This window comes from Streptomyces sp. LS-MS-L19 (genome assembly GCF_058382285.1).
On sequence record NZ_JBYCLL010000001.1, the window covers coordinates 8820018 to 8843290 of the forward strand.

Below are 23273 nucleotides of genomic sequence, written 5' to 3' on the forward strand. Positions count from 1 at the left end.
CCCACTCTACCCAAGTGGAATGGGCGGGCCGTTTCTGCTGTACGGTGGGCTGCGATGAAAGTGGGCCGCCCGTCCCACTTGTTTTGGAAAGGGTGTTGTCATGCGTGCACTCACGCTCGAATCCGTCCCGTCCACCCCTGCAGTGACCGAGGTGGACAGCCCTCGCCCGCAGGCCGGGGAACTGCTGGTCAAGGTGGCCGCCGCCTCTCTGAACGGCATCGACATCGCCACCGCCGCCGGTTACACGCAGGCGTTCATGGAGCACCGGTTCCCGCTGGTCCTCGGCCAGGATTTCGCGGGCACCGTCGAGGCGCTGGGCGAGGGCGTGGACGGCTTCGCGGTCGGTGACGCGGTCTTCGGTGTGGTGCTGAAGCCGTTCCTGGGCGCCGGTTCGCTGGCCCAGTACGTCACCGTGCCCGCCGGACACGGCGTGGCCCGTATCCCGGAGGGCCTGGCGGTGGGGGACGCGGGCGCGCTGGCCGTGGCCGGGGCGACTGCCGTGGTGAGCCTGGACGCGGTGGGCCTGGCCGAGCGCGAGACGGTGCTGATCTCCGGGGCCGGCGGTGGGGTGGGTTCGCTGGCGGTGCAGCTCGCCGCCGCCCGGGGTGCGAAGGTGATCGCGACCGCCCGCCCCGGCACGCAGACCGACTTCGTCACCGGCCTCACCGACGCGGACGTGCACGTGGTCGACTTCACCGGTGACCTTACGGCGCAGGTCCGAGAGATCGCCCCGGAGGGCGTGGACGTGGTCCTGCACCTGGCGGGTGACGGCGCGGCGCTCGCGGATCTGCTGCGGCCGGGCGGACAGCTCGCCTCCGCCACCGGTCTCGGCCAGGACGACGTCAAGGGGCACGACGTCACCGTCCACACGATCATGGCCGCCCCCGGTCCGACGACCCTGACCTCGCTGGCCGAGCAGGTCGCCTCGGGCGCGCTGCGGGTGCCGGTCACGGCCACCTTCCCGCTGGAGCGGGCCGCGGAGGCGTTCGCCGCCTTCAGCTCCGGCACCCCGGGCAAGATCACCGTCTCCTGCTCCTGACACACCTCCAGCGAAAGAGAGTTCAGCATGCCCACCATCGCCATCATCGGCGCCGGCCCCGGCATGGGCCTGGCCATCGCCCGCACCTTCGGCGCCCGCGGCTTCGACGTCGCCCTGATCTCCCGCACCAAGGAGAAACTCCAGACGCTGGTCGACCAGCTCGGCGAGGAAGGCATCACCGCCGAGGCGTTCCCGGCCGACGTCCTCGACCGGCCCTCCCTGACCGACGCACTGGACGCCGTGAAAGCCCGCTTCGGCGGCATCGACGTCCTGGAGTACTCACCGGCCCCGCACACCCCGGTGCCCGGTCATGTCCTGGCCACCCCCACCGAGGTCACGGTGGACAATCTGCAGCCGCAGATCGAGTACCTCCTCTACGGCGCCGTCGCGGCGGCTCGGGCGGTCCTGCCCGCGATGCGGGAGGCCGGTGCCGGGACCCTGCTGTTCACCTCCGGTGGCGGATCCGTCGACCCGGTGCCGATGCTCGGCAACGTCAACGCGGCCGGGGCGGCGCTGCGCAACTGGGTCGTCAACCTGCACAAGGAGCTGGCCGGCAGCGGGGTGTACGCCGCCCATGTGGCCATCAACGTCTGGATCGGCGACGGCGGCCCGGAAGGCTTCCCGACGGCCTCGGCCGAGGAGATCGCCCCCCTGTACTGGGACCTGCACGAGAGCCGCGACCGTTCCGAGGCCGTCTTCAACGCCTGACCCGCCGGCCCCTCCCGGGAGCGCTCCCTGGTGGTCACCCGCTCCCTCCCCACCCCCGTCCCCTGCTCTTGCGAGGAATCCGTACGTGAGCGTCTTCTTGTGGATCGTCCAGGCCCTGCTGGCCGCCATGTTCGCCATGGCCGGCGTCATGAAGTCCACCCAGCCCAAGGAGAAGCTGGCCGGCCAGCTGCCCTGGACGGCCGACTTCTCCCAGAACACCGTCCGTCTCATCGGCATCATGGAGTTCGCCGCGGCGCTGGGGTTGATCCTGCCGGCGGCCACCGACATAGCCCCCGTACTGACCCCGCTGGCGGCGACCGGCCTGGTCGTGGTGATGGTGCTCGCCGCGATCACCCACGCCCGCCGCAAGGAACCCGGCGCGATCGCCTTCAACGCCGTACTGCTCGTCCTTGCCGCCCTGGTGGCGTGGGGGCGCTTCGGCCCCTACAGCTTCTGACCCCCCTCGCGAGGAACCGTCTCTCATCGTCTTCGGGGCGAGCGGCGCCATCGGCCGCTTGGTCGCCCAGCAGCTCCTGGACGGCGACCACCAGGTCACCGCTCTGGTCCGCACTCCCGCCGAGCCCGCTCTCACCCACGCCCACCTCACGGTCGTCACCGGGCAGTTGTCCCACCGCGCTGCCGTCGAGCAGGCCGTGAGCGGCGCCGAGGCGGTGATCAGCGCGCTGGGGCCCTCCCTGAAGCGGTCCACGACCGGCTCCCAGCTGACCGACGGAACCCGCACCATCGCGCAGGTCATGGAGGCGCGGAACGTCACCCGCTTCACCGGCCTGGCCACACCCTCGCTCGCCGACCCCCACGACGAGCCCCACTGGAAGCACAAGGTCCTGCCCGTCATGGCCGGGCTGATGCCCAGGCCGCCGGCAGCACCGCTCCTGGTCTCCCAGCTCACCGACACCCGCCACCGGCGGGCCATGCCCGCCCTCAGCAACTGAACCTGGAGGCCGCTGTGAGCTTCGAACTCGGTGTCTACTCCTTCGGCAACACCCCGCGCCTGCCCGACGGCAGCCGCGGCCCCACCGCCCAGGCGCTGCGCGACGTCCTGGAGGCCGTCAAGCTCGCCGACGAGGTGGGCCTGGACTTCTTCGGGGTGGGGGAGCACCACATGCGGGCGATGCCGCTGTCCTCGCCCACCTCCGTGATCAACGCGGCCGCGGCCTCCACCCACCGGATCAAGCTCGGCACCACGGTCACCGTGCTGTCCACCGACGACCCGATCCGGGTCTTCCAACAGCTCGCCACCGCCGCGTCGTTCGCTCCGGGACGCATCGAACTGGTCGCCGGACGCGGCTCGTCGACGATCACCTTCCCCCTCTTCGACCACGACGAGCACGACTACGACATGCTCTACGCCTCCAAGCTCGACCTGCTGACGGCGGTCAACGCCGGCGAGAACGTCACCTGGCACGGCCCCCACCGCACGAGGCCGCTGCGGGATGTCACCGTCTTCCCCCGCCCCGAGGAGCCGCTGAAGATCTGGCTCGGCACCGGCGGCAGCCCCCACTCGGTGGGCCGCGCCGTCGAGCTGGGCCTGCCCATGTTCCTCGGCGTCCTCGGCGGCACGCCCGACCACTGGGCACGCTACGGCCACGCCTACCGCGACGCCTGGACCGCCTCCGGTCACCCCGGCGAACGGGCGGACATCGCCGTCTCCGTCCACGGATTCGTCGCCGAATCCGGCACACAGGCCCGATCGACGTACCTGGAACACGAGCACCGCATGATGGCCGAGGGCCTGGCCGAACTGGGCCGCCCGGCCCCCTCCCGCGCCGACCGCGCCGCGAACTACGGCCCCGACGGCATGGTCTTCGTCGGCAGCCCCGACGAGATCGCCGACCGCATCCTCCACCTGCACCAACTGCTCGGCCACAGCCGCCAGATCCTCCAGATGGACGTCGGCGGCATGCCCCAGCGCGACTTCCTGCGCGGCATCGAACTCCTCGGCACGAAGGTGCTTCCGCAGATCCACGCCGAGCTGACGACGAAGTCGTAGTGAGCAGGCGCCATGCGGCGGTCGCTCCCCACCTGGTTGTGCAAGGACGCTCAGGCGGTCGTCGAGCTCTCGTCTCCCTCGGGTGCCGGTGCTGCGGTGGGGAGTTCCTGACCGGTCGGGTCGGGGTGGTCGGCGACCCAGCTCAGCAGCATCTTGAGGGCCTCAGCCGTTGGTGAGCCGGGCTGCGGCAGGTAGGTGATCAGTGAGCGATCGGGGCGGGCGGGCACGGTCAGCATGTGGTAGTCGAACTCGAGCGTCCCGACGACCGGGTGCACGATCCGGGTGACGCCCAACCGCTTCTCCCGTACGTCGCCGGTCGCCCACAGCCGCCGGAACGGCTCGCTGCGAATGGCCAGCTCACCGACCAGCGCGGCCAGCTTGGCGTCGTCGGGCCGGCGGCCGGTCAGCAGGCGCAGCTGGGCGACCGTCTCCGCGGCCATCGCCTCCCAGTTCGCGTACCGGGAGCGGGCCTCCGGGTGCAGGAAGAGCAGTCGTGCCGCGTTGCGGGGCTGCGGCATGCCGCTCACGTCGAACACGGCGTCGGCCGCGGCGTTGGCCGCGAGGATGTCGAGGTGGGCGCCGAGCAGCATTGCGGGCGCGTCCCCCATGGCTTCCAGCAGCCGGACCAGCGGTTCGTCGGGCACCGCTCCCGATGCCTGCTGCGTGGTTCTCGCCTCGGTGCCGGTTCGTCGCGGGCGGGCCAGGTTGCGCAGGTGCTCGGTCTCCACGTCCGAGAGGGAGAGCGCCTGTGCTACGGCGTCGAGCACCTGGTCGGAGACCTGCGGGGTACGCCCCTGCTCCAGGCGCTGGTAGTAGTCCGGGCTGACACCGGCGAGCAGGGCGACCTCCTCGCGTCGCAGCCCCGGTACCCGTCGCCGCGTGAGGCTGGGGGGCAGCCCCGCCTGCTCAGGCGTGATGCGCTCGCGTCGGGTGCGCAGGAACGCACCGATGGTCGTCTCCACGCCATCGACGGTACGCCGCAGCCGGCACCCCTGCCTGGCCCTGCTGGACCCAGGTAGGAACGGACCTTCCTCGCAGCTCACCGCTGGACGAACGTCGGACCCGCGCCCCCACACGGGATGCGCGGAGAGGAAGACAGGACAGATGCGTGCAGCAGTAGTCCGAGAGTCCGGCGGTCCCGAGGCGATCGAGGTCGTCGAGGTGGCGACGCCCGAACCGGGGCCCGGAGAGGTACTGGTCAAGGTGGTCGCCGCCACGGTCAACTTCGCCGACGTCATGGTGCGGACGGGGCTCAACGTTCAGTACGGCGCCACCGCGGCGCGCCCGCAGTTCGGCCTCGGCACGGATGTGGCCGGCACGGTCGCCGCGGTGGGCGAGGGTGTCACCCGGTTCGCCGTCGGCGACCCCGTGCTCGGCACGCAGGAGCGACTGGACCGGCCGTTCGGCACTCAGGCCGAGTACGTCGTACTCGAGGACTGGGAACTGGCCCCCGCGCCGGCTGGAATCGACCTGGTGCACCTGGCCACGGTCGGGCTGAACGCGACCACCGCCGACCAGGCGCTGGACGCGCTGGCTCTGGAACCGGGGCAGTGGTTGCTGGTGTCGGGCGCCGCCGGCGGGGTGGGGCTCTTCACGGTGGAGCTTGCGCGGCTGCGGGGGCTGAACGTGATCGCCCAGGGCGGACCGGCCGACGAGAAGCTCCTGCTGGAGGCCGGTGCGCAGCATTTCGTCTCACGCGAGGACGACCTGGTGCCCACGGTGCGCCGACTGGTACCGGGCGGTGTGCACGGCGCGGTCGACGCGGCCAACCTGGCCGCCGGGGCGGCGGGCGCCGTACGGCACGGTGGTGCGTTCGTGTCGCTGCTCAACTCCGCGCCCATGGCGCGCCGCGAAGTGCGGATGATCAACATGGCCTGGCACACCGATGCCGGGCGCCTGGCCAAGCTGGCGGCCTTCGCGGGCGCCGGTCTGATCAGCTTGCGGGTGGCGAAGACCTATCCGCTGGAGCGGATCGCCGACGCCCACCGGGCCCTCGCCGAGGGCGGGCTGCGGGGCCGGATCGTCCTGGTCCCCGACCACGGCTGACACCAGCCCTGTCACGGTGGCGGTTCGAGGGGCGCACGGTGGTCGTCACCGAGGCCGCCACCGTGTGGTTCGTACGATCGACGGGCGCTCTCCTCGGGGCTCCCCGCCGCGGACAGGTGCTTGGTCGTCACGTTCTTGGCCGTACGCACGAATGCGTCCCGTGTCGCAGCCGGGATGCCCGGCCCCCAGGTCAGCACCAATTGCGTCAATGGCACATCCGTCACCGGAACCGCCACGACGGCGGGTCCGATCCGGTCGGTCGCGCTCGCCCCCACCATCACGCTCAATGCGCCCATCGCGACCTGGTCGCTGATCTCGTCGAGCGTGCCCTCAGGCCAGTCCGGCCGGAAAATCCCCTCCGACGCGAGATCGGCAGAGGAAATCGCCGATTTCGCTGCGAGGAAACGATCCGCCGACAGCAATGCGACGGTCCGCTCCTGGGCGAGTTCGGTGAATTCCAGTCCCTCCAGGCCCTCGTGACCGCATGTCAACGCGAAGTCCGCCGAACCGTTGCGCACGAAGTCGACATGGTCCCGGGCGAACACGACGTCGACGTCGGCAGCACCGGGCTGGCGGCGGTAGGAGCGGAGCACACCCGCCAGCAGCCCGGACCCCGTCCCCTGCAGCGCGGCTACCGTCAGCCGGTGCGGGCGGCCGCTACGTTGTGCGCGCGACACCGCCGAGTCCACCGCGGTCAGTACTTTCCGGCACTCGGCCAGGAAAACCGCGCCGATCGCCCTCGACAGCGGCGGCTGCGCGATCCCGAGCCGTTCCGCGCCGGCCTTGAACACGGAGGGCAGATTCCGCTGGCGTGCGGCGCGCCCCCGCAACGTCCCTCGCCGGATACGTAGTCAGTGAACTCCGCGGCCTGTCCGACTGGGCGGGCAGCAGGGCGTGTTGAGCGCAGCCGCCGGTCAACGGCAGGGCCCGTCTCCGCGGCGCCGGACCGGGGCGGTCCGCATGACGCTAGAGCGTCACGACCGGCTCGCCGTCGAGGAAGATCGCGTGCGTGTCGTAGAACGCGTCCAGACCCTCGGGGCCGAGTTCGCGGCCGTAGCCCGACTGCTTGACGCCGCCGAACGGCACCCCGAGATCGATGGTGATGCCGTTGTTGATCGAGACCGTACCGCTGTGGATCCTGCGGGCGACCTCGAGCGCGTGCTGTTCGTCGCTGCTGAAGACGGCGGCGTTGAGCCCGAACTCGGTGTCGTTGGCCAGCCGGATCGCCTCGTCCTCGTCCTCGTCGCGGTAGGTGAGCACCGCGGTCACGGGGCCGAAGATCTCCTCCTGCGCGACCTGGGAGTCGGGCGTCACGTCGGTGATGATGGTCGGCAGGACGTAGTAGCCCTTGTCGAACCCGGGTGCGCGGCCACCGCCGACGGCGAAGGTCGCGCCTTCCTGCCGGGCCGTTTCGAAGAAGCCGAGGACCTTCTCGTAGTGCGCCTTGTTGATCATCGGGCCGACCGTCGCGTCCGGGTCGGTCGGATCCCCGACCGTGACGCGCGCGAACGATGCGGCGAGCGCCCCGACGATCTCGTCCTTGCGGCTTTCGGGAACGATCAGCCGGCTCGGGTTCGTGCAGACCGCGCCGTTGTTGTTGCAGACGTTGATCGTCAGCGTGTGGACGATCCGGTCGAGATCCGCGTCCGGCAGGATCACCGCCGGGGACTTGCCGCCGAGTTCGAGCGTGACCTGCTTGAGCGTGGGCGCCGCGGCCGCGGCGATGGCGCGCCCCACGCCCGTCGAACCGGTGAACGTCACCTTGTCCACCCCCGGGTGGCTGACGAGCTCCTGGCTCTGCTCGGGACCGGCGGTGAGGACGTTGATCACACCCGCCGGCAGGCCGACCTTGAGCGCGGCGTCCGCGACATAGCCGGCGCTCAGCGGTGAGAAGTCGGACGGCTTCATGATGATCGTGCAGCCGGCCAGGAGCGCCGGCGGAAGCTTGAACGCGGCGAGACCGAGCGGCGCGTTCCACGGCACGATCGCTGCTACGACCCCGACGGGCCGCTTCTCGATGCGCGCGGTGGCGCCGGTCAGGCCGGTGCGGACCTCGTGGAGTTCGGTCGAGTCGGCGAGGTTCGCGTAGTAGCGCAGCAGGCCGGCGAAGGCCAGCGGGTTGCCGCGGGCGGCGCCGAGGACCAGCCCGGTCTCGGCCGTCACCACCTCGGTGATGGCGTCCGCGTGCTGCTCGATCTCGTCGGCGAGGGCGAGCATGTAGTCGGCCCGCTCCTTCACGGACAGCCGGGGCCAGGGCCCCTCGTCGAACGCAATCCGCGCGGCCCGCACCGCGGCGTCCACGTCGGCACTCGACGCCAGCGCGACCCTGCCGAACTCCTCCTCCGTCGCCGGGTTGACCAGCGACTGCGAGCGACCGTCCGCGCTCGGACGCCATTCGTTGCCGATGAACAGATCCCGCTCGATCACGGGGGCTGACCGATCCTGAAGCGACATGGACAACTCCTCTTCCTCTCCGCGCGTCCCGAGTGGAAGGCGCGGATCCGACGTTCGTCCACCGGTGAGCTGCGAGGAAGGTCCGCTGCTACCTGGGTTCGGCAGGGCCAGGCAGGGGTGCCGACGGCGGCGTACCGTCGACGAGGTGGCGAGGACCATCGCGCCGGAGGTAACCGTAGGGAGCCCTGACCGCGCGGGTCAGCCGCTCACCGCTCGCAGCGCCCCGGGCCTGCGCCCGTTGAGAGACATGCAGTTCGTCGGACCGCAGACCCAGGAGGCCTGACCGAGCGATGAACCGTCCATCGGATCGCGCCACCGCAGGGGAAGCGCGGTGGCGCGATCCGGCTCCGGGGGAGGAGCGGGGGCTCCTGGTGCGGTCTCAGAGGCTGAAGACGAGTTCGGCCTGGTCGCGCTTCGTGGTGTGCAGGTCCCAGTAGACGGGGGAGATCTCCTCGGGCTGGGCCGTCGGGAAGCCGGGGACGGCCGGGGTGCCGATCGAGACGTCGATGCCGACGTGGGCGGACTGGATGCCGGTGCCATCCAGCTCCTTGTGGAGGTTGACCGCCCAGTTGCGCAGCGCCGCGGCGGCGGCGTTGATGTTGCCGATCTGCGGGACGGGGTCGATGGAGCCGGCGCCGGTGGTGTAGAGAAGGGTGCCCGAGCCGGCCTCCCGCATCGCCGGCAGCACGGCCTTGGTGGCGGCGATGGCCCCGTAGAGCTGGAACTCGATCTCGTGCTGCACGTGGGCCGGATCGGCCTCGGAGGGGCTCACCATCGCGGTGGTGAGACCCGCGACGGGGGAGTACTCCAGGACGTCGATGCTGCCGAACCGGGTGGCGGCGTCCTTGAGGGCCTGGGTGAGTGCGTCGCGGTCGAGGACGTCCGCGGGGAAGGCGGCGGCGGTGATGCCTTCGGCGGTGAGCTTGGTGACGAGTGTGTCGAGGTTGTCGCGGTTGCGGGCGATCAGGGCGACGTCGTAGCCCTGGGATCCGAAGGTGCGGGCGATGGACAGGCCCAGCTGGGGGCCTGCGCCGACGATGGCGATGCTGGTCACGGTGATCCGTCCTAAAGATGATGGAAGGGACGAGGCATTTGGAAAGGTCTATCCGGATCGAGATCCGGATAGACCTTTCCGGTTCGCTGTCACCGTACCACTAAAACCGGATAGGGCGTACCGCTTGACGGAGTCTGCGCCGGAGCAACCGCACCACCCACACCGTGGCGCCCGGAACCCCTCAGCTAGAAGGGCCCCAACTGGGTCGCGCCGCCGTCCACGACCAACTCGAAACCCGTGATGTAGCTGCTCTGCTCCGACGCGAGGAACAGGATCGCGTCGGCCTGTTCCTCCGGCCGTCCCCACCGGCCCACCGGGACCCTGGACGAGAGGTTCTCCATGAACGCGCGCTTGGTGGCCTCGTCGATCCCGTTCCCGATGCCAGGAGTGTCCGTGGTGCCCGGCGCCAGCACGTTGACCCGGATCTTCCGCCCCTTGAGTTCGTTCGCCCAGCCTCGGGCGAACGAACGAACCGCGGCCTTGGACGCGCTGTAGACGCTGAAGCCCTCCGGACCGGTGCTCCCCGACACCGAACCCACCAGCACGATCGAAGCGCCGTCGGTGAGCAGCGGCAGGGCCTTCTTGACCGTGTTCAGCGTGCCCTTGACGTTGGTGTCGAAGACACGGTCGAAGTCGTCGTCGGTGACGTCTTCGAGCTTGGCGAACGCGGAGGTCCCCGCATTCGCGACCAGCACGTCGATCCGGCGGCCGTCGCCCCGCACAGTGCCGTACAACCGGTCGAGATCCGCGGGATTCGACGCATCGCCCTGGACGGCGATCGCGCCCACCTTCGCCGCGGCGGCTTCCAGCTCCTGTTGCCTGCGGCCAGTCACATAGACCACCGCGCCCTCTTCGACGAACCGCTGCGCCGTGGCGAGTCCGACACCCGAACTGCCGCCGGTGATGACCGCGACCTTGTTGCTCAGCCTCTTCATGACCCCGAGTCCACCACTGCTGACCAGCGAGAACAATGACGCTTTCGGTATCGCAGCGGTACCCGGAGGGTATCGGTCACGCGGGGTTCCCAGGCATTCGCCGATCACCCCGACGTCGTCCGGACCGAACGCGGTCCGTACCCACAACCGCCGGCTCAGCGATGCCTTCTGACAGGTGCTCAGTTCCGGCGCTCGGTCTGTCGGTGTCCTCGTGCGCGGAGGAGGAGGACCGCACGACCAACGCCCGCTCCTCGGGGCCGGCCAGCGCCCGCCATGCAGAGCGCACCGCGTCCTCCCCGGTGGCCGCCCCCGGTGCCCGGTCGGCGGGCACCAGCACGACCCCCGGCAGCACGGGCGGCCCCGCCACGGCGGCACGGACCAGGTAGGCGGCCTTCGCGCCGGTGGCGGCCGCGTCCTTCGCCTGCTCTGCGTCCAGCGGTACGACTGCCAGTTCCGCACCCTCGAATCCCATGGGCACTACTCCTTCGACGAGGTGATGAGGTGGATCGGCTCCTGAGCAGGGCGATGACGGGACACGCCGGATGCCACCACGGCGGACGGCGCCCGCGAGCCACCGCGGCGACGCCTCAGCAACCACACGAGACCGAACACCGCCACGGCCACGGCGGCGAGCACGGCTCCGCCGATCAGTCCGGCCTCGTGCAGGAAGTCGAGGGCGGCGGCACCGGCGAAGTAGCCCAGGAGCACGTTGCCGATCCCCCAGATCAGCGAGGCGGTCGTGCTGAAGAGGAAGAAGCGGCGGTACGGCATGCCGGACGCCCCGGCGGCGAACGGCAGGAAGGTCCGCACGAACCCGATGAACCGGCCCCCGACGACCGCCGCCCCGCCATGACGCGTCAGGAAGCCACGAGCCCGGCCGGTCCGGCTGTCGCCCAGTACCCGCTGGGTCAGTCGCGCGTTCGGGCGTCGCCCGTACCAATGGCCCAGCGCATAGCCGAGACTGTCGCCGGTCATCCCCCCGGTCACGACGAGGCCGGCGAGGAGCACGGGGTCGAGATCTCCTCGGCCCGCGATCGCGGACGCGAGGAGGATGACGGTCTCGCCGGGCAGCAGCACACCGACGAAGGCACTGGTCTCACCAGCCGTCAGGGCGAACACGACGAGGTACGACCACCATCCGGCCGTCTCGACCAGAGCACCGACGTCCACGGCCGTCAGCCCGCTTCTCGCAGCAGCGTGGGTTCTGGGGTGTCCGTCGGCTCAGGGGCACGGGTGCGGGGCCGGAACGACACCACACGTCCCCGCGACTCCCCGGCAGGCCAAGCGTCCGCGCCCCCAGGTGTCTGCTTCTCCGTGCCCTCCGGGAGGCGCCCTGCGGCCCACCACGCCAGAAGCGGTACGACCACGGCCGACAGTGCTGTGAGCCACCGGCCGCCCCCGGTCGACGCCCCCGTCACGGCCGCGAGCACCGCGATCAGCAGGACGGCTGTCCGCGGCCAGGTCTTCGAGCTGGTGGCGACCACCGCCGCCGCCATCAGCACATACCACCCGGCACGGACACCGGGCTGCGCCAGGTAGTCACCCAACAGGGACGCCTCGCGCACCCCCCGCACCACGGCGAAGACAACGAGCCCGGCCGTGCCGGACAACAACAACGCGACGGCAAGGCGCAGGTAGACCCGCTGGTCCCGCCGGGCCAGCCAGAGCAGGCCCAGCACCGCCAGGGGCAGCGGGGTGAAGGCAAACACCCAGGTCAGTACCTGTGCCACAGCGTGGACGAACGCCGCTCCCCTCTCCGCCGCGACGGTCCCGTAAGGGCGGAGACGTTCGGCGCCGGACGACGTCCAGCCCGCCTCGACCAGGGACCCCTCTTCACGGACCGACATGGCGAGGAGGCCGGCGTACACGAGCAGGGTCACGGCCAGGCCTGCCGACGCGCGCCGTAGATTCCGCCGGACGGGGGCCGTCATCGGCCGGGTCCGGCTGAGAAGCGACGCCCGCCGGGTACCAGGGGAGCGAAGGCCGCAGGCGGCCAGGCAACTCACCGGATCACTCCGGCACCGTGGGCCGAGTTGCTCAGACGCTGCGCACTGGCCGCTTCCCACAGCGGCATCACACGCGCGGTCTTCTGCTTTGTCCTGTTCGGTGACGGGGACGCGCCGTTCCGCGGCGATGCGGGCTGGATCACGGCAGCCTCCTGATCAGTCACGGGCGCGTCATCCGGAGGCGCACCGACTGGCCCTGCTCATTGATCTACATAAGTGGCCCACCCTGCCCACTTATTTCTCGCACGACTTGTGACGTGCGTCACAAGCGAGACGGCCCCGCAGCGGCACGGCCCCGAGGTCAGTTGTTCTTGCCGGGTGTCGGCGTGGAGGTGGTGGCCTGGCCGGCCCGGAGCATGGCCTTGTAGAGGGGTTCGTGCCCGGGTGGGGCGGGCAGGGTGCCGCGCGCCGGGGCCTCGAGGGACTGGATGAGCAGGGCGACGACGCGGCGCCAGGCGTCCGGGGCGGCGCCGCTGGTGGCATTGACGACGCCGGCGTTGGCCATGTGGATCAGAACCAGATCCGAGGGGTCGAAGTCCTCGCGCAGGCGGCCCGTGGCCTTCGCGCGGTCGATGAGGCCCAGCATGCCCTCGTACGCCTCGTTGCGGAGTCGTTCCAGGGCCTTGGCGGTGGGGAAGGTCATGGTCAGCACGTCGGCGAAACCGTTGTCGGCGGCCTGCATGGCGCAGGCGGCCTCGATGTATCCGACGAAGCCCTTCCAGGGGTCGGGGTCGTCCATGGCCGCGGTGACCGCGTCGGCGTAGGCCTGCATGCGGTCGGAGAAGACGGCGTCGACCAGTTCCTCCTTGGTGGGGAAGCGGCGGAACATGGTGGCGATGCCCACCCCGGCCTCGCGGGCCACGGAGGCCATGGAGGCGTTGAGTCCGTCCCGTGCGAACACCGTGCGCGCGGCGGCGATGATCCGCTCCCGGTTGCGCTCGGCGTCACTGCGCAAGGGCTGTGCGGAGGGAGCGTCGGAGTGCGGGGAGCCAGGGGTCATACCTGCCAGTCTAGCAATCGGATTGCCCTATCCACTTCCGGTGCTATGCTGTCCACGCCGAAGTGGAACGGCCTGTCCGAATATTAATCGGATAGCCCTTTCCGGCTTCCGTTCGGGGGTTCGCCCCAAACCGCTGCGAAAGGATCCACCGTGACCACCATGTCGTTCACCGAGGCGGTCCGCAGGTGCCTCTCCACCAAGTACGCCACGTTCTCCGGTAGGGCTCGGCGTGCGGAGTACTGGTGGTTCTCGGTGCTGTACGTGATCGCCACCGCTGTGATCGCCGGGACCAGCCTCGCGATCGAGGTTCCGCTGCTGAATGTTCTTCTGCTGCCGTTCATCGTGCCCATGCTGAGCGTCTCGGTCCGTCGGCTGCACGACACCGGCAAGTCCGGCCGGCGGATGTTCGTCGCCCTGATCCCGGCCGTCGGCCCGATCCTCTACCTCGTGGGCATGGCACTCGACGGCGCCCCGGGCACCAATCAGTACGGCCCTTCTCCCAAGGCCCTCACGCAGCCTGTCGCCTGACCGGTCCCGCCCCGCGGCTCGGCCCCCGGCGCTTCACCAGAAAGACCTGCCATGACCAGCATCGCCATCGTCGGCGCAGGCCCCCAACTGGGCCTGTCCATCGCCCGCACCTTCGGATCGCAGGGCTACGACGTCGCCCTGATCGCCCGTAACCGGGCCAACCTGGACACCCTCGTCGACACGCTCACCGCCGAGGGCATCACCGCCGCCGCCTTCCCCGCGGACGTCCTCGACCGGGATGCGCTCACCCAGGCCCTCAAGGACGCCGCCACCCGGTTCGGCGGCATCGACGTCCTTGAGTACTCCCCGGTCGACCGACGCGACACCCTGAGAACCACCCCGTCCGAGACCGAGCCGGCCCACGTTCAGCGCGGGATCGAGTTTCATCTCTACGGTGCCGTCGCGGCCACCACGGCCGTGCTGCCCGCGATGCGGGAAGCCGGCGCGGGCACCCTGCTGTTCACCACCGGCGCCCGCTCCATCGACCCCCAACCGCCGACGGCCGACATCGCCGCCGCCGCCGCGGCACTGCGCAACTGGGCCGTCAACCTGCACAAGGAACTCGACGGCACCGGCATCCAGGCCGCCCACGTCGGCATCGACGCGACGATCGGCACCCCGACCTTCTACGGGCAGCCGCGAGCCACCCCCGAGCAGATCGCCCCTCTCTACTGGGAGTTGCACACCACACACCGCGGCGAGGCCGAGCGCATCTTCCGGGGCTGAGACCGCACAGGGGCTGGCGGTGCCCAGGTGTGGGGTCGTCGAGGGACCATGCGAGGGTCGGACGAGATCCAGAACCCAACATGATCGAACAAACACGACCGTCGGATGTCAGGAAGCGTGAGCGCTCCGTGGACTCGCTGTCAAGGCTTTCCGTCCGGAATCCGTGACGCATCCGGTCAGGCCGGAAGCCTCGATTGTCGGCGGTCGGGTCGGAGGGATGGGGCAGGCGGGACTGACGGTCGAATCGTCCGGGCGGCTCCAACCCCCTCTTGAACTGCGGTAACGCATGCCTTCCTGGTCTTCCGTGCGAGGTTTTCGACCCCTGTCCCGTGAGGCCGAGGAGCGCCGCGTCCGTCACGCCGGAGGCAAGTGGCATGGCGAGCACTCTTGACGTGCGCCCGGCTGGTGCGTACACATTGACCGCGCGGTCAGACCGCGCGGTCAGGTAATTGACCTCGTTCGATGGAGAACACACGGCCAGGGGAGACCTTCATGACGACAGGGCTGGAGCGCGGTACCGGCTCCTCCGCGCCGCGTAGTGAGGACGTGGCCAGGCTGGCCGGCGTCTCTCGCAAGACGGTCTCCCGGGTCCTCAACCACGAGCCGTACGTCTCCGAGGAGTCCCGCCGACGCGTCATGGCGGCCGCCGAAGAGCTGGGCTACCGGCTCAACCAAGCCGCCAGGGCACTGGCCTCCGGCCGTACCCGATCCATCGGTGTGGTCGCTCTGGCGACAGCGGGGTATGGAACCGCCTCCCTGCTCGTGGGCATCGAACAGGCCGTACGGGACGCCGGTTACGCGCTGCGCGTCGTCAACACGCCGGACGGCGACCCGCGAAGCATCGCCGGCGCGCTGGAATCACTCCTGGAGCAGGGCGTGGACGGCATCGTCGTCTCCGTACCCGTCGTCGAGGGTGAAGTCCCGCTCGGCGTCGACGTGCCGGTCCTCTTCGTCGGCGCGCCACCCGCCTTCAGTGCCACCCGGACCCTGACCGTCGGCGTGGGCGCCCATCAGCTGGCCCGAGCCGCTACCGAACACCTGCTGGACCTGGGGCACGCGACCGTCCATCACCTGGCCGGTCCGCGCCGCTGGTACGCCACCAAGGACCGCATCGAGGGGTGGCGGGCGGCGCTGGCGGACCGTGGCGCGCATGAGCCGCCCGTACTGAACGGTGACTGGTCGGCGGCCTCCGGGTACGCCGCGGGCCTCGGGCTGGCCTCGGACCGTTTAGTGACCGCGGTGTTCGCGGCGGGCGACGAGATGGCCATCGGACTGATCCACGGTCTGCGGGAAAGCGGTCGGCGGGTGCCGGAGGACGTCAGTGTCGTCGGTTTCGACGGAAACCCCGTCTTCGCCTACGTCTCCCCGCCTCTGACCACCGTCCGCCAGCCCTTCGAGGCGGCGTCGAGCGAAGGGATCCGGCTTCTCCTCCACGCCATCGAGAAGCCGGACACCGACCTGCCGCCGGCGAACGACCCACCGGTCGAGCTCGTCGTCCGCGGATCCACGGCACCCCCGCCCTCCCTCTGACCCGCCCCCCTCTGGCCCACTCCTCCCTCTGACCCGCCCCTCCCTCTGACCCACTCCTCCCTCTCACCCAGCCCGCCTTCTCGTTCCACCGCTCCGGCGCACACCACACACCCATATGCGGCCGGAGCGCCGTCCCACCTTCAGCGTTGCGCGTTCGTCGCGCCGCGCCCCCACCCGCGCTCGCGCGCCCCGCCCGGCTGTCCCCGGGCGCCGTACCCCCCGCACCCCGCCGCGTCACTCCGAGCCGTTCCGAGCCGGCGGACACCGAAACACACCTTCCCCTGGGAGCCGCAATGTCCCCTGCGCAGACAGACGCCAGACCCGGCGCCGCTCCGCGTTCCCGCCCCGTCTCTTTCTTCTCCCTGGCCTTCATCCTGCTCGTCTCGGTGATGACCATGGTGATACCGGCCGGCCGGGCGGACGCTCTGGCGCGTCCCTCGCAGACGATGTACACCCCGCCGTCGGGCGCGCCCTCGCCCGGCTCGCTCTACCCACGGGCCATGCGGATGCAGCACAACGGCTCCGCCAACGGCACCCTCCTGGCGACCTTCGAGCAGTACACCACCGGCACACCGGTCCTGCCGATCTACCGCAGCACGGACAACGGCAACTCCTGGTCGAAGATCTCGGAGGTCGCCGACACGCAGAACGGCTGGGGCATGCGCTGGGAGCCCGAGCTGTTCGAACTCCCCACGGCCGTGGGCGACTTCCCGGCCGGCACCATCCTGGCCGCCGGCGCCTCGGTCCCGTCCGACCGCTCCGCCATCAAGATCGATGTCTACGCCAGCACCGACCGCGGCCAGACCTGGACCTTCCTCAGCAACATCGCCACCGGAGGCCCGGCGTTCGACCAGAACGGCAACGGCAACACCCCTGTATGGGAGCCGTTCTTCCTCTACGCCAACGGCAAGCTGATCGTCTACTACTCCGACCAGCGCGACCCCGCCTACGGCCAGAAGGTCGTGCACCAGGTCACCACGGACCTCCGCACCTGGGGCCCGGTCGTGAACGACGTGGCGATGCCGACGTACAGCCAGCGCCCGGGCATGCCCACCGTCGCCAAGCTGCCCAACGGCAACTACGTCATGACGTACGAGTACGGCGGCTCGCCCTCCGGCAACTTCGCCGTCTACTACAAGATCTCCGCCGACCCGGAGGCCTTCAACTCCGTCACCGGCATTCCCCTGCGGTCGACGGACGGCACGGTGCCCACCAGCACCCCGTACATCACGTGGCTGCCCACCGGCGGTCCGAACGGCACACTGGTCGTCAGCGCCTACAGCACCACCGATCTGTTCCTCAACACCCAGAACGGCGCCGCGAACACCTGGACGCGTATCAGCTCCAACGTGGCCAACGGCTACAGCCGCGGCATGGTGCCCCTGTCCGACGGCCACAGCCTGCTCGTGCTCAGTGGCGGCAACGGAGGCAGCAACCTCTCCAACCCCGTCACCTACAGCACCATCGACCTGGGCGGCGGCATCTCGGACGGCGCCACCTACACCGTCTCCAACGCGGGCAGCAACCTCATGCTGAGCATCGCGGGCGGCTCCACCGCCAACGGCACCTACGCCACCCAGCAGAACGCCGACAACGCCACCGACCAGCAGTGGCGCTTCGTGCAGCAGAGCTCCGGCTACTTCAAGATCCTCAACGTCGCCAGTGGCAAGGTCCTCGGCGTGGAGAGCCAGTCCACCGCCGACGGAGCCAGGATCCTCCAGTGGGACGACAACGGCACCCTGGACCACGAGTGGGCCGTCGCCCCGAACCCGGCCGGCGGCTTCAGCCTCACCAACCGGGTCACCGGCAAGTACCTGGAGATCCCGAACGCCGCCACCGCCACCGGCACCGTCGCCGGTCAGTGGAGCGGCACGAGCTGCGCCTGCCAGCGCTGGAACGTCACCCAGACCGCTCCGCCGGCGCTGGGCACGGGGCAGTACGTCCTCGTCAACAAGAACAGCGGGAAGTACCTGGACATCCCGCAGGGCTCGACCGCCACGGGTACGGCCACCGAGCAGTGGCAGAACTCGGCCTGCTTCTGCCAGCTGTTCACCTTCCAGTCCGCCGGCGGCGGAGCCTGGACCATCAGGAACGTGAACAGCAACCTGAACCTGGACATCCGCAACGGCTCCACCACCGCCGGAGCCGCCGTCGTCCAGAACACTCCGTCGACCGCGAACTCACAGAAATGGACCCTCACCGACGCGGGCAACGGCTACTACGAACTCAAGAACGTGGGCAGCGGCCTCAACGCCGGCGTCGCCCAGTCCTCCACCAGCAACGGCGCGGCCGTCGTGCAGTGGAACGACGTGAACATCGACGACCAGTTCTGGAAGATCGTCCGCATCAACTGAACGGTTCGATGCAAGGGCCTCCTGGCAGCTCCGGAACGTGATGAACGGGGCGGCCGGGAGGCCCTTCACGGTGGCTGCAACTGCTCGTGCTCAGGCATCGCGTCGAAGCCCCGCTGCTCCAGTCCCTGGGGCCCCGCCCCGTCCCGCATCGTCCGCAACAACCAGGCGAGGCGGTCCGCCCCTCCACCCTGGCCTCCCTGGCCCGCGAGGCCAGGGCGGGTATCGCCGCCCTGCTGCGGTGGCTGCCTCAGATCGCCGCCCGGATGATCCCCACCGTGCGCGCCAAGTGTGGCTCCGCGCGGTCGGCGCGGTGGGCGACGGCCAGTTCCACGCGTGCGTCGGCCCCGGCCAGCGGCAGGTAGACGACGCCGTCGAGCGTCAGCGCGGTCACCGGCTCCGGTACGACCGCGAGGCCCAGGCCGCCGGCCACCAGTGTGACCAGCGTCGAGGTCTCGCCGACCTCGTGGCGGATGTGCGGCTCCACGCCCGCGTCGCGCAGGAGGCCCAGGACGACGTCGTACATCACGGAGCGGCGGTCGGCGGAGTGCACGATCAGGTCCTCACCGGCGAGGTCCGCGACGCGGAGCCTCTTCCTGCGGGCGAGGGGGTGTTCGACCGGTACCGCGACGACGAGTCGGTCCCGGCGCAGGGTGTGCACGGTGAGGGAGAGGTCGGCCGCCGGTGGCCGGAGCAGTGCCACGTCGATCGCGCCGGTACGCAGCGCCTCGACCTGGTCGGGGGCCAGCATCTCGCCGCGGAAGGAGAAGTCGACGCCGGGCAGTTCCACCGTGAGCCGTCGGGAGAGCGCAGGCAGGAGGCTGTACGTCGCCGAGCCCACGCATCCGATCGCGAGGTGTCCGACCGAACCGGCGGCCACGAGCCGTGCGTGATGAGCGGCTTCGTCGACATCGGCGAGGATCCCGCGCGCCCGCTCCAGGTAGGCCCGGCCGGCCTCGGTCAGATCCACGCGCCGTGTCGTGCGGTGCAGCAGCTCGACGCCGAGCTCCGCCTCCAGCTGCCGGATCTGCTGGGACAGCGGGGGCTGGGCCATGTGGAGCCGCTCGGCCGCACGACCGAAGTGCCGCTCCTCGGCCACCGCCACGAAGTACCGGAGATGGCGGAGATCCATATGTCGTCCATATCAATCGGCTTGGATATGCGTACTTCAGAATATCGCCGCCCAAGGCTAGCGTCGTCTCCATGAGTGCCTTCCTCTACGCCGCGACCCGGACGCCGTTCGGCCGCTTCAACGGCGCCCTGGCCGGCGTCCGCCCCGACGACCTCGCCGCCGCCGCGATCACCTCGACGCTCGCCAGGGTGCCCCGCCTCGACCCCGCCGCCATCGACGACGTGGTGTGGGGCAACGCCAACGGCGCCGGCGAGGAGAACCGCAACGTCGGCCGCATGGCAGCCCTGCTCGCGGGCCTCCCGGTGAGCGTGCCCGGCACCACCATCAACCGGCTGTGCGGATCGAGCCTCGACGCGGCCATGACGGCCAGCCGCACCATCGAGTCCGGGGACGCCGAGGTCGTGCTCACCGGCGGCGTCGAGTCGATGACGCGTGCGCCGTGGGTGCTGCCGAAGTCGGCGAAGCCCTTCCCGGCCGGCGACGTCACCGCCGTCTCCACCACCCTCGGCTGGCGGCTGGTCAACCCGAGGATGCCGAAGGAATGGACGGTCAGCCTCGGCGAATCCAACGAGCAGCTCCAGGAGCGCTTCGGGATCTCCCGCGAGCGCCAGGACGAGTTCGCCGCCCGCTCCCACCAACTCGCCGACTCCGCCTGGGAGTCGGGCTTCTACGACGACCTCGTGACACCGGTCGACGGCGTCGGCCTGGCCCGCGACGAGGGCATCCGGCCCGGATCCACACCCGAGGTCCTGGCCGGTCTCAAGCCGGTCTTCCGTACGGCGGAGCAGGGCGGCACCATCACCGCCGGCAACGCCAGCCCGCTCAACGACGGTGCCTCCGCGGTGCTGTTGGGCAGCGAGAGGGCGGCTTCCGCGATCGGGGCCGACCCGATCGCCCGGATCGCAGGCCGCGGGGTGATGGCGCTGGAGCCGCAGTCCTTCGGTTACGCCCCGGTCGAGGCCGCGAACCGTGCGCTGGCCCGGGCCGGGATCGGCTGGGACCAGGTGGGTGCGGTCGAACTCAACGAGGCGTTCGCCGTGCAGTCGCTCGCCTGCGTCGACGCGTGGAAGATCGACCCGGGCATCGTCAACCAGAAGGGCGGCGCCATCGCGATCGGCCACCCCCTGGGCGCCTCGGGTGGCCGCATCCTGGCCACGCTGGCCAAGGTGCTGCGCGAGACGAGGCAGCGCTACGGCGTCGCCGCGATCTGCATCGGGGTCGGGCAGGGCCTGGCCGTCGTACTGGAGAACTGCGACGTGACAGGGGCGAAGCGATGAGCCGGGCGGAGATCGTCGAGAGCGCGGATGCGGCCGTCGCCGGGATCGAGGACGGGTCGACCGTCCTGGTCGGCGGCTTCGGGCTGGCCGGGATGCCGTTCGACCTGATCGACGCGCTCATCCGGCAGGGCGCGAAGGACCTGACGATCGTGTCGAACAACGCCGGCAACGGCGACGTCGGACTGGCCGCGCTGCTCGCCGCGGGTCGGGTGCGCAAGGTGCTGTGCTCCTTCCCGCGCCAGGCCGACTCCTGGGTCTTCGACGGCCTCTACCGCGAGGGGAAGATCGAGCTGGAGGTGGTGCCGCAGGGCAACCTCGCCGAGCGGATGCGCGCGGCCGGTGCCGGCATCGGCGCCTTCTACTGCCCGACCGCGGTCGGTACACCGCTCGCGGAAGGCAAGGAGGTGCGGGAGATCGACGGCCGGAAGTACCTGCTGGAGTACCCCATCAAGGGCGACTACGCGCTGATCGGCGCGCATGTCGCGGACACCATGGGCAACCTCGTCTACCGCAAGACCGCCCGCAACTTCGGACCGGTCATGGCCACGGCCGCGACCACGACGATCGTGCAGGTCGACGAGGTCGTGGATGCCGGCAAGCTCGACCCGGAGGCCGTCGTCACCCCCTCCATCTACGTCGACCGGATCGTCCAGGTCGAGGCCCGTCACTACACCGTCCAGGGGGCACGATGACCACGACGCCGTACGCCGATCACCGTCTCTCGATGGACGAACTGGCCGCCGTCATCGCACGCGACATCCCGGCCGGCTCCTTCGTCAACCTCGGCATCGGGCAGCCCACGAAGATCGCCGACCATCTGCCGGACGGCTCCGGGGTGGTGCTGCACACCGAGAACGGCATGCTCAACATGGGCCCGAAGGCGGAGGGCGACGCGATCGACCCCGACCTGACCAACGCCGGCAAGGTCCCGGTGACCGAACTGCCGGGTGCGGCCTACTTCCACCACGCCGACTCCTTCGCCATGATGCGCGGCGGCCACCTCGACGTCTGCGTTCTCGGCGCCTACCAGGTCGCCTTCGACGGCGACCTCGCCAACTGGACCACCGGCCGGCCCGAGGACATCCCGGCCGTCGGCGGCGCCATGGACCTCGCCATCGGCGCCAAGGACGTCTACGTGATGATGACCCTCTTCACCCGCTCCGGCGAACCCAAGCTCGTGCCGCGGTGCACCTACCCGCTCACCGGCGTCGGCTGCGTCAGCCGTGTCTACACCGACCACGGCGTCTTCGACGTCGGCCCCGAGGGGGTACGGATCCGCGAGACGTACGGCGTCGGCGCCGAGGAGCTGGCCGAGCGACTCGGCATCACGGTGCCGTAGCGCCGCGAGCATGAAAGCGTGGGGGCATGGTGGTGTTCGGGGCGGTCCAGGTCAACCTGTGGTGCGCGGACGTGGAGCGCTGCGCGGCCTTCTTCCGGAGCCTGGGGATGCCGGAGAAGTTCCGCGTCCCGTCCAGCGGTGAGCCCCATCAGGTCGAGGTGGAGGCGGCCGGTGTCCGGATCGGGTTGAGCTCGGCACGGGTGGGCAGCGAGCTGTTCGGCATCGCCACGACGCCAGGGGAGAACACCGAGGTCGTGTTGTGGTGCGACGACGTCGATGGCACGCATCAGAAGGCGCTCGATGCGGGAGGCGAGTTGGTGAAGGGTCCGACCGATTCACCGGACGGACGTCTCCGCTTCTCCTGGCTGCGTGATCCCGAGGGGCACCGCGTGAAGCTCGTACAGGAACGCGGCTGAGGAGCCGGACTCCACGGTCGAGGTCAGTCGGCGGTGAGTTCCGCGAGTTGTTCCGCGGCGGTGGTGTTGCCCCGGGCTGCCAGGCGTCGTAGCTCGTCCAAGTTGTCCTGCTCGGTGGCCAGTTGGATCAGCTCGTCGGTGGCGTCGGTGTTGCCGCCGTCGGAGAGCCGCCGGAGTTCGTCCAGATCACCTTGCTCCGACGCGAGTTGAACGAGCTCGTCGGCCGCGTCGGAGCTGCCCGCTTCCGCGAGGCGGCGCAGTTCGTTCAGGTCGCCGAGTTCTGCGGCGAGTTGGACGAGTTCGTCGGTGGCGTCGGTGTCGCCGTTCTCGGCGCGTTCCCGCAGGTCGGACAGGTCGGGTTCAGGCATCGTCGGCAACCTCTTCCTGGTGTCGGTGGTCACGGGTCGGCCGGCCCGGCACCCCATGCGGCTGTTCGCGGGAGTCGGCGCCGGCTCCGGACAGCCTTCCCGAGGCCCGCAGTTCGTCGCGGTGCGCCTGCCACTCGTCCACCAGCCTGGGCAGCCGCTCCGCCAGGAACTCGGCCAGCGCGATCATCTCTTCGAGCATCCGTGAGAAGAGCCAACCCCGCACGGTACAGCGCCGCTGCGGCTGACGACTGTCCGGGTTCAGACTCACCCGATCCATGCGCTCGCCGCCGTGGGGGTTCCCGTAACTCTCCAACGCAGCTTGCGCGTCGTTCGGCACACTCCTGACGCCTCCC

26 protein-coding genes are annotated in these 23273 nt (G+C 70.4%); 14 read left to right on the forward strand and 12 right to left on the reverse strand.

What is annotated here, in order from left to right:
- Window positions 1-100: 100 nt before the first annotated feature.
- The 5 genes from AC2XR2_RS39285 (at window position 101) to AC2XR2_RS39305 (ending at window position 3758) form a co-directional block, all read left to right on the forward strand.
- Entirely contained in the window at window positions 101-1039 is a 939-nt protein-coding gene (locus tag AC2XR2_RS39285) for an NADP-dependent oxidoreductase (RefSeq protein ID WP_491517705.1), read from the forward strand.
- A gap of 27 nt (window positions 1040-1066) precedes the next feature.
- The gene (locus AC2XR2_RS39290) at window positions 1067-1747 is read left to right on the forward strand and encodes an SDR family NAD(P)-dependent oxidoreductase (RefSeq protein ID WP_491517706.1); all 681 of its coding nucleotides are present in this window, start codon (window positions 1067-1069) and stop codon (window positions 1745-1747) included.
- Between the two features lie 85 nt (window positions 1748-1832).
- Window positions 1833-2204, forward strand: coding sequence for a DoxX family protein (locus AC2XR2_RS39295; protein ID WP_491517707.1), 372 nt, complete (start codon window positions 1833-1835; stop codon window positions 2202-2204).
- 25 nt (window positions 2205-2229) lie between these two features.
- Window positions 2230-2700 (forward strand): NAD(P)-dependent oxidoreductase, encoded by a 471-nt coding sequence (locus tag AC2XR2_RS39300; RefSeq protein ID WP_491518579.1) that lies wholly within the window; start codon window positions 2230-2232, stop codon window positions 2698-2700.
- Between the two features lie 14 nt (window positions 2701-2714).
- Window positions 2715-3758, forward strand: a complete 1044-nt coding sequence (locus AC2XR2_RS39305) for an LLM class flavin-dependent oxidoreductase (protein ID WP_449351980.1) — start codon at window positions 2715-2717, stop codon at window positions 3756-3758.
- Between the two features lie 50 nt (window positions 3759-3808).
- Here the strand turns inward: AC2XR2_RS39305 and AC2XR2_RS39310 are convergent, their stop codons facing one another.
- Complete coding sequence (locus tag AC2XR2_RS39310) at window positions 3809-4720, reverse strand: helix-turn-helix transcriptional regulator (protein ID WP_491517708.1); 912 nt, start codon at window positions 4718-4720, stop codon at window positions 3809-3811.
- A gap of 142 nt (window positions 4721-4862) precedes the next feature.
- Here AC2XR2_RS39310 and AC2XR2_RS39315 point away from each other — a divergent pair, with 142 nt between their 5' ends.
- Complete coding sequence (locus AC2XR2_RS39315; RefSeq protein ID WP_491517709.1) at window positions 4863-5804, forward strand: quinone oxidoreductase family protein; 942 nt, start codon at window positions 4863-4865, stop codon at window positions 5802-5804.
- An 11-nt stretch (window positions 5805-5815) separates the two neighbouring features.
- Here the strand turns inward: AC2XR2_RS39315 and AC2XR2_RS39320 are convergent, their stop codons facing one another.
- The 8 genes from AC2XR2_RS39320 to AC2XR2_RS39355 form a co-directional block, all read right to left on the reverse strand.
- Entirely contained in the window at window positions 5816-6595 is a 780-nt protein-coding gene (locus AC2XR2_RS39320; RefSeq protein ID WP_491517710.1) for a LysR substrate-binding domain-containing protein, read from the reverse strand.
- 175 nt (window positions 6596-6770) lie between these two features.
- Window positions 6771-8258: an aldehyde dehydrogenase gene (locus AC2XR2_RS39325; protein WP_491517711.1), complete on the reverse strand. Its 1488-nt coding sequence runs from the start codon at window positions 8256-8258 to the stop codon at window positions 6771-6773.
- A 379-nt stretch (window positions 8259-8637) separates the two neighbouring features.
- Window positions 8638-9312, reverse strand: coding sequence for an SDR family NAD(P)-dependent oxidoreductase (locus AC2XR2_RS39330; RefSeq protein WP_491517712.1), 675 nt, complete (start codon window positions 9310-9312; stop codon window positions 8638-8640).
- A 185-nt stretch (window positions 9313-9497) separates the two neighbouring features.
- Window positions 9498-10247, reverse strand: a complete 750-nt coding sequence (locus AC2XR2_RS39335; protein WP_491517713.1) for an SDR family NAD(P)-dependent oxidoreductase — start codon at window positions 10245-10247, stop codon at window positions 9498-9500.
- Window positions 10248-10323: 76 nt separating this feature from the next.
- Complete coding sequence (locus tag AC2XR2_RS39340; RefSeq protein WP_491517714.1) at window positions 10324-10719, reverse strand: hypothetical protein; 396 nt, start codon at window positions 10717-10719, stop codon at window positions 10324-10326.
- Window positions 10720-10724: 5 nt separating this feature from the next.
- Window positions 10725-11417, reverse strand: coding sequence for a DedA family protein (locus tag AC2XR2_RS39345; RefSeq protein ID WP_491517715.1), 693 nt, complete (start codon window positions 11415-11417; stop codon window positions 10725-10727).
- 5 nt (window positions 11418-11422) lie between these two features.
- Entirely contained in the window at window positions 11423-12178 is a 756-nt protein-coding gene (locus tag AC2XR2_RS39350) for a hypothetical protein (RefSeq protein ID WP_491517716.1), read from the reverse strand.
- A gap of 376 nt (window positions 12179-12554) precedes the next feature.
- On the reverse strand, window positions 12555-13253 hold the full coding sequence (locus tag AC2XR2_RS39355) for a TetR/AcrR family transcriptional regulator (RefSeq protein WP_491517717.1): 699 nt from the start codon (window positions 13251-13253) through the stop codon (window positions 12555-12557).
- Between the two features lie 159 nt (window positions 13254-13412).
- Here AC2XR2_RS39355 and AC2XR2_RS39360 point away from each other — a divergent pair, with 159 nt between their 5' ends.
- The 4 genes from AC2XR2_RS39360 (at window position 13413) to AC2XR2_RS39375 (ending at window position 18391) form a co-directional block, all read left to right on the forward strand.
- Window positions 13413-13781 (forward strand): DUF805 domain-containing protein, encoded by a 369-nt coding sequence (locus AC2XR2_RS39360; RefSeq protein WP_449352088.1) that lies wholly within the window; start codon window positions 13413-13415, stop codon window positions 13779-13781.
- A gap of 51 nt (window positions 13782-13832) precedes the next feature.
- Window positions 13833-14507, forward strand: coding sequence for an SDR family NAD(P)-dependent oxidoreductase (locus tag AC2XR2_RS39365; RefSeq protein ID WP_449351990.1), 675 nt, complete (start codon window positions 13833-13835; stop codon window positions 14505-14507).
- Between the two features lie 492 nt (window positions 14508-14999).
- A complete protein-coding gene (locus AC2XR2_RS39370; protein ID WP_491517718.1) occupies window positions 15000-16037 on the forward strand; it encodes a LacI family DNA-binding transcriptional regulator in 1038 nt (345 codons plus the stop codon).
- Window positions 16038-16330: 293 nt separating this feature from the next.
- The gene (locus AC2XR2_RS39375; RefSeq protein ID WP_491517719.1) at window positions 16331-18391 is read left to right on the forward strand and encodes an RICIN domain-containing protein; all 2061 of its coding nucleotides are present in this window, start codon (window positions 16331-16333) and stop codon (window positions 18389-18391) included.
- Between the two features lie 247 nt (window positions 18392-18638).
- Here AC2XR2_RS39375 and AC2XR2_RS39380 read toward each other — a convergent pair whose 3' ends face one another.
- A complete protein-coding gene (locus tag AC2XR2_RS39380; protein WP_381297068.1) occupies window positions 18639-19520 on the reverse strand; it encodes a LysR substrate-binding domain-containing protein in 882 nt (293 codons plus the stop codon).
- 71 nt (window positions 19521-19591) lie between these two features.
- On the opposite strand from AC2XR2_RS39380, the gene AC2XR2_RS39385 reads away from it, so the two are divergent.
- Genes AC2XR2_RS39385 through AC2XR2_RS39400 form a run of 4 tightly spaced genes read left to right on the forward strand, consistent with a single transcriptional unit; the run spans window position 19592 to window position 22552 of the window.
- Complete coding sequence (locus tag AC2XR2_RS39385; protein WP_491517720.1) at window positions 19592-20797, forward strand: thiolase family protein; 1206 nt, start codon at window positions 19592-19594, stop codon at window positions 20795-20797.
- Window positions 20794-21489, forward strand: a complete 696-nt coding sequence (locus AC2XR2_RS39390; RefSeq protein WP_330262791.1) for a 3-oxoacid CoA-transferase subunit A — start codon at window positions 20794-20796, stop codon at window positions 21487-21489. The genes AC2XR2_RS39385 and AC2XR2_RS39390 overlap by 4 nt, the downstream gene beginning before the upstream one ends.
- Complete coding sequence (locus AC2XR2_RS39395) at window positions 21486-22136, forward strand: 3-oxoacid CoA-transferase subunit B (protein WP_330262790.1); 651 nt, start codon at window positions 21486-21488, stop codon at window positions 22134-22136. The genes AC2XR2_RS39390 and AC2XR2_RS39395 overlap by 4 nt, the downstream gene beginning before the upstream one ends.
- 26 nt (window positions 22137-22162) lie before the next feature.
- Complete coding sequence (locus tag AC2XR2_RS39400; protein WP_491517721.1) at window positions 22163-22552, forward strand: VOC family protein; 390 nt, start codon at window positions 22163-22165, stop codon at window positions 22550-22552.
- A 23-nt stretch (window positions 22553-22575) separates the two neighbouring features.
- Here AC2XR2_RS39400 and AC2XR2_RS39405 read toward each other — a convergent pair whose 3' ends face one another.
- Together AC2XR2_RS39405 and AC2XR2_RS39410 are read right to left on the reverse strand one after the other, a co-directional pair.
- Window positions 22576-22920, reverse strand: a complete 345-nt coding sequence (locus AC2XR2_RS39405; protein WP_491517722.1) for a hypothetical protein — start codon at window positions 22918-22920, stop codon at window positions 22576-22578.
- On the reverse strand, window positions 22913-23257 hold the full coding sequence (locus AC2XR2_RS39410; RefSeq protein WP_491517723.1) for a hypothetical protein: 345 nt from the start codon (window positions 23255-23257) through the stop codon (window positions 22913-22915). Before AC2XR2_RS39410 ends, AC2XR2_RS39405 begins: the two co-directional genes overlap by 8 nt.
- Window positions 23258-23273: the final 16 nt, after the last annotated feature.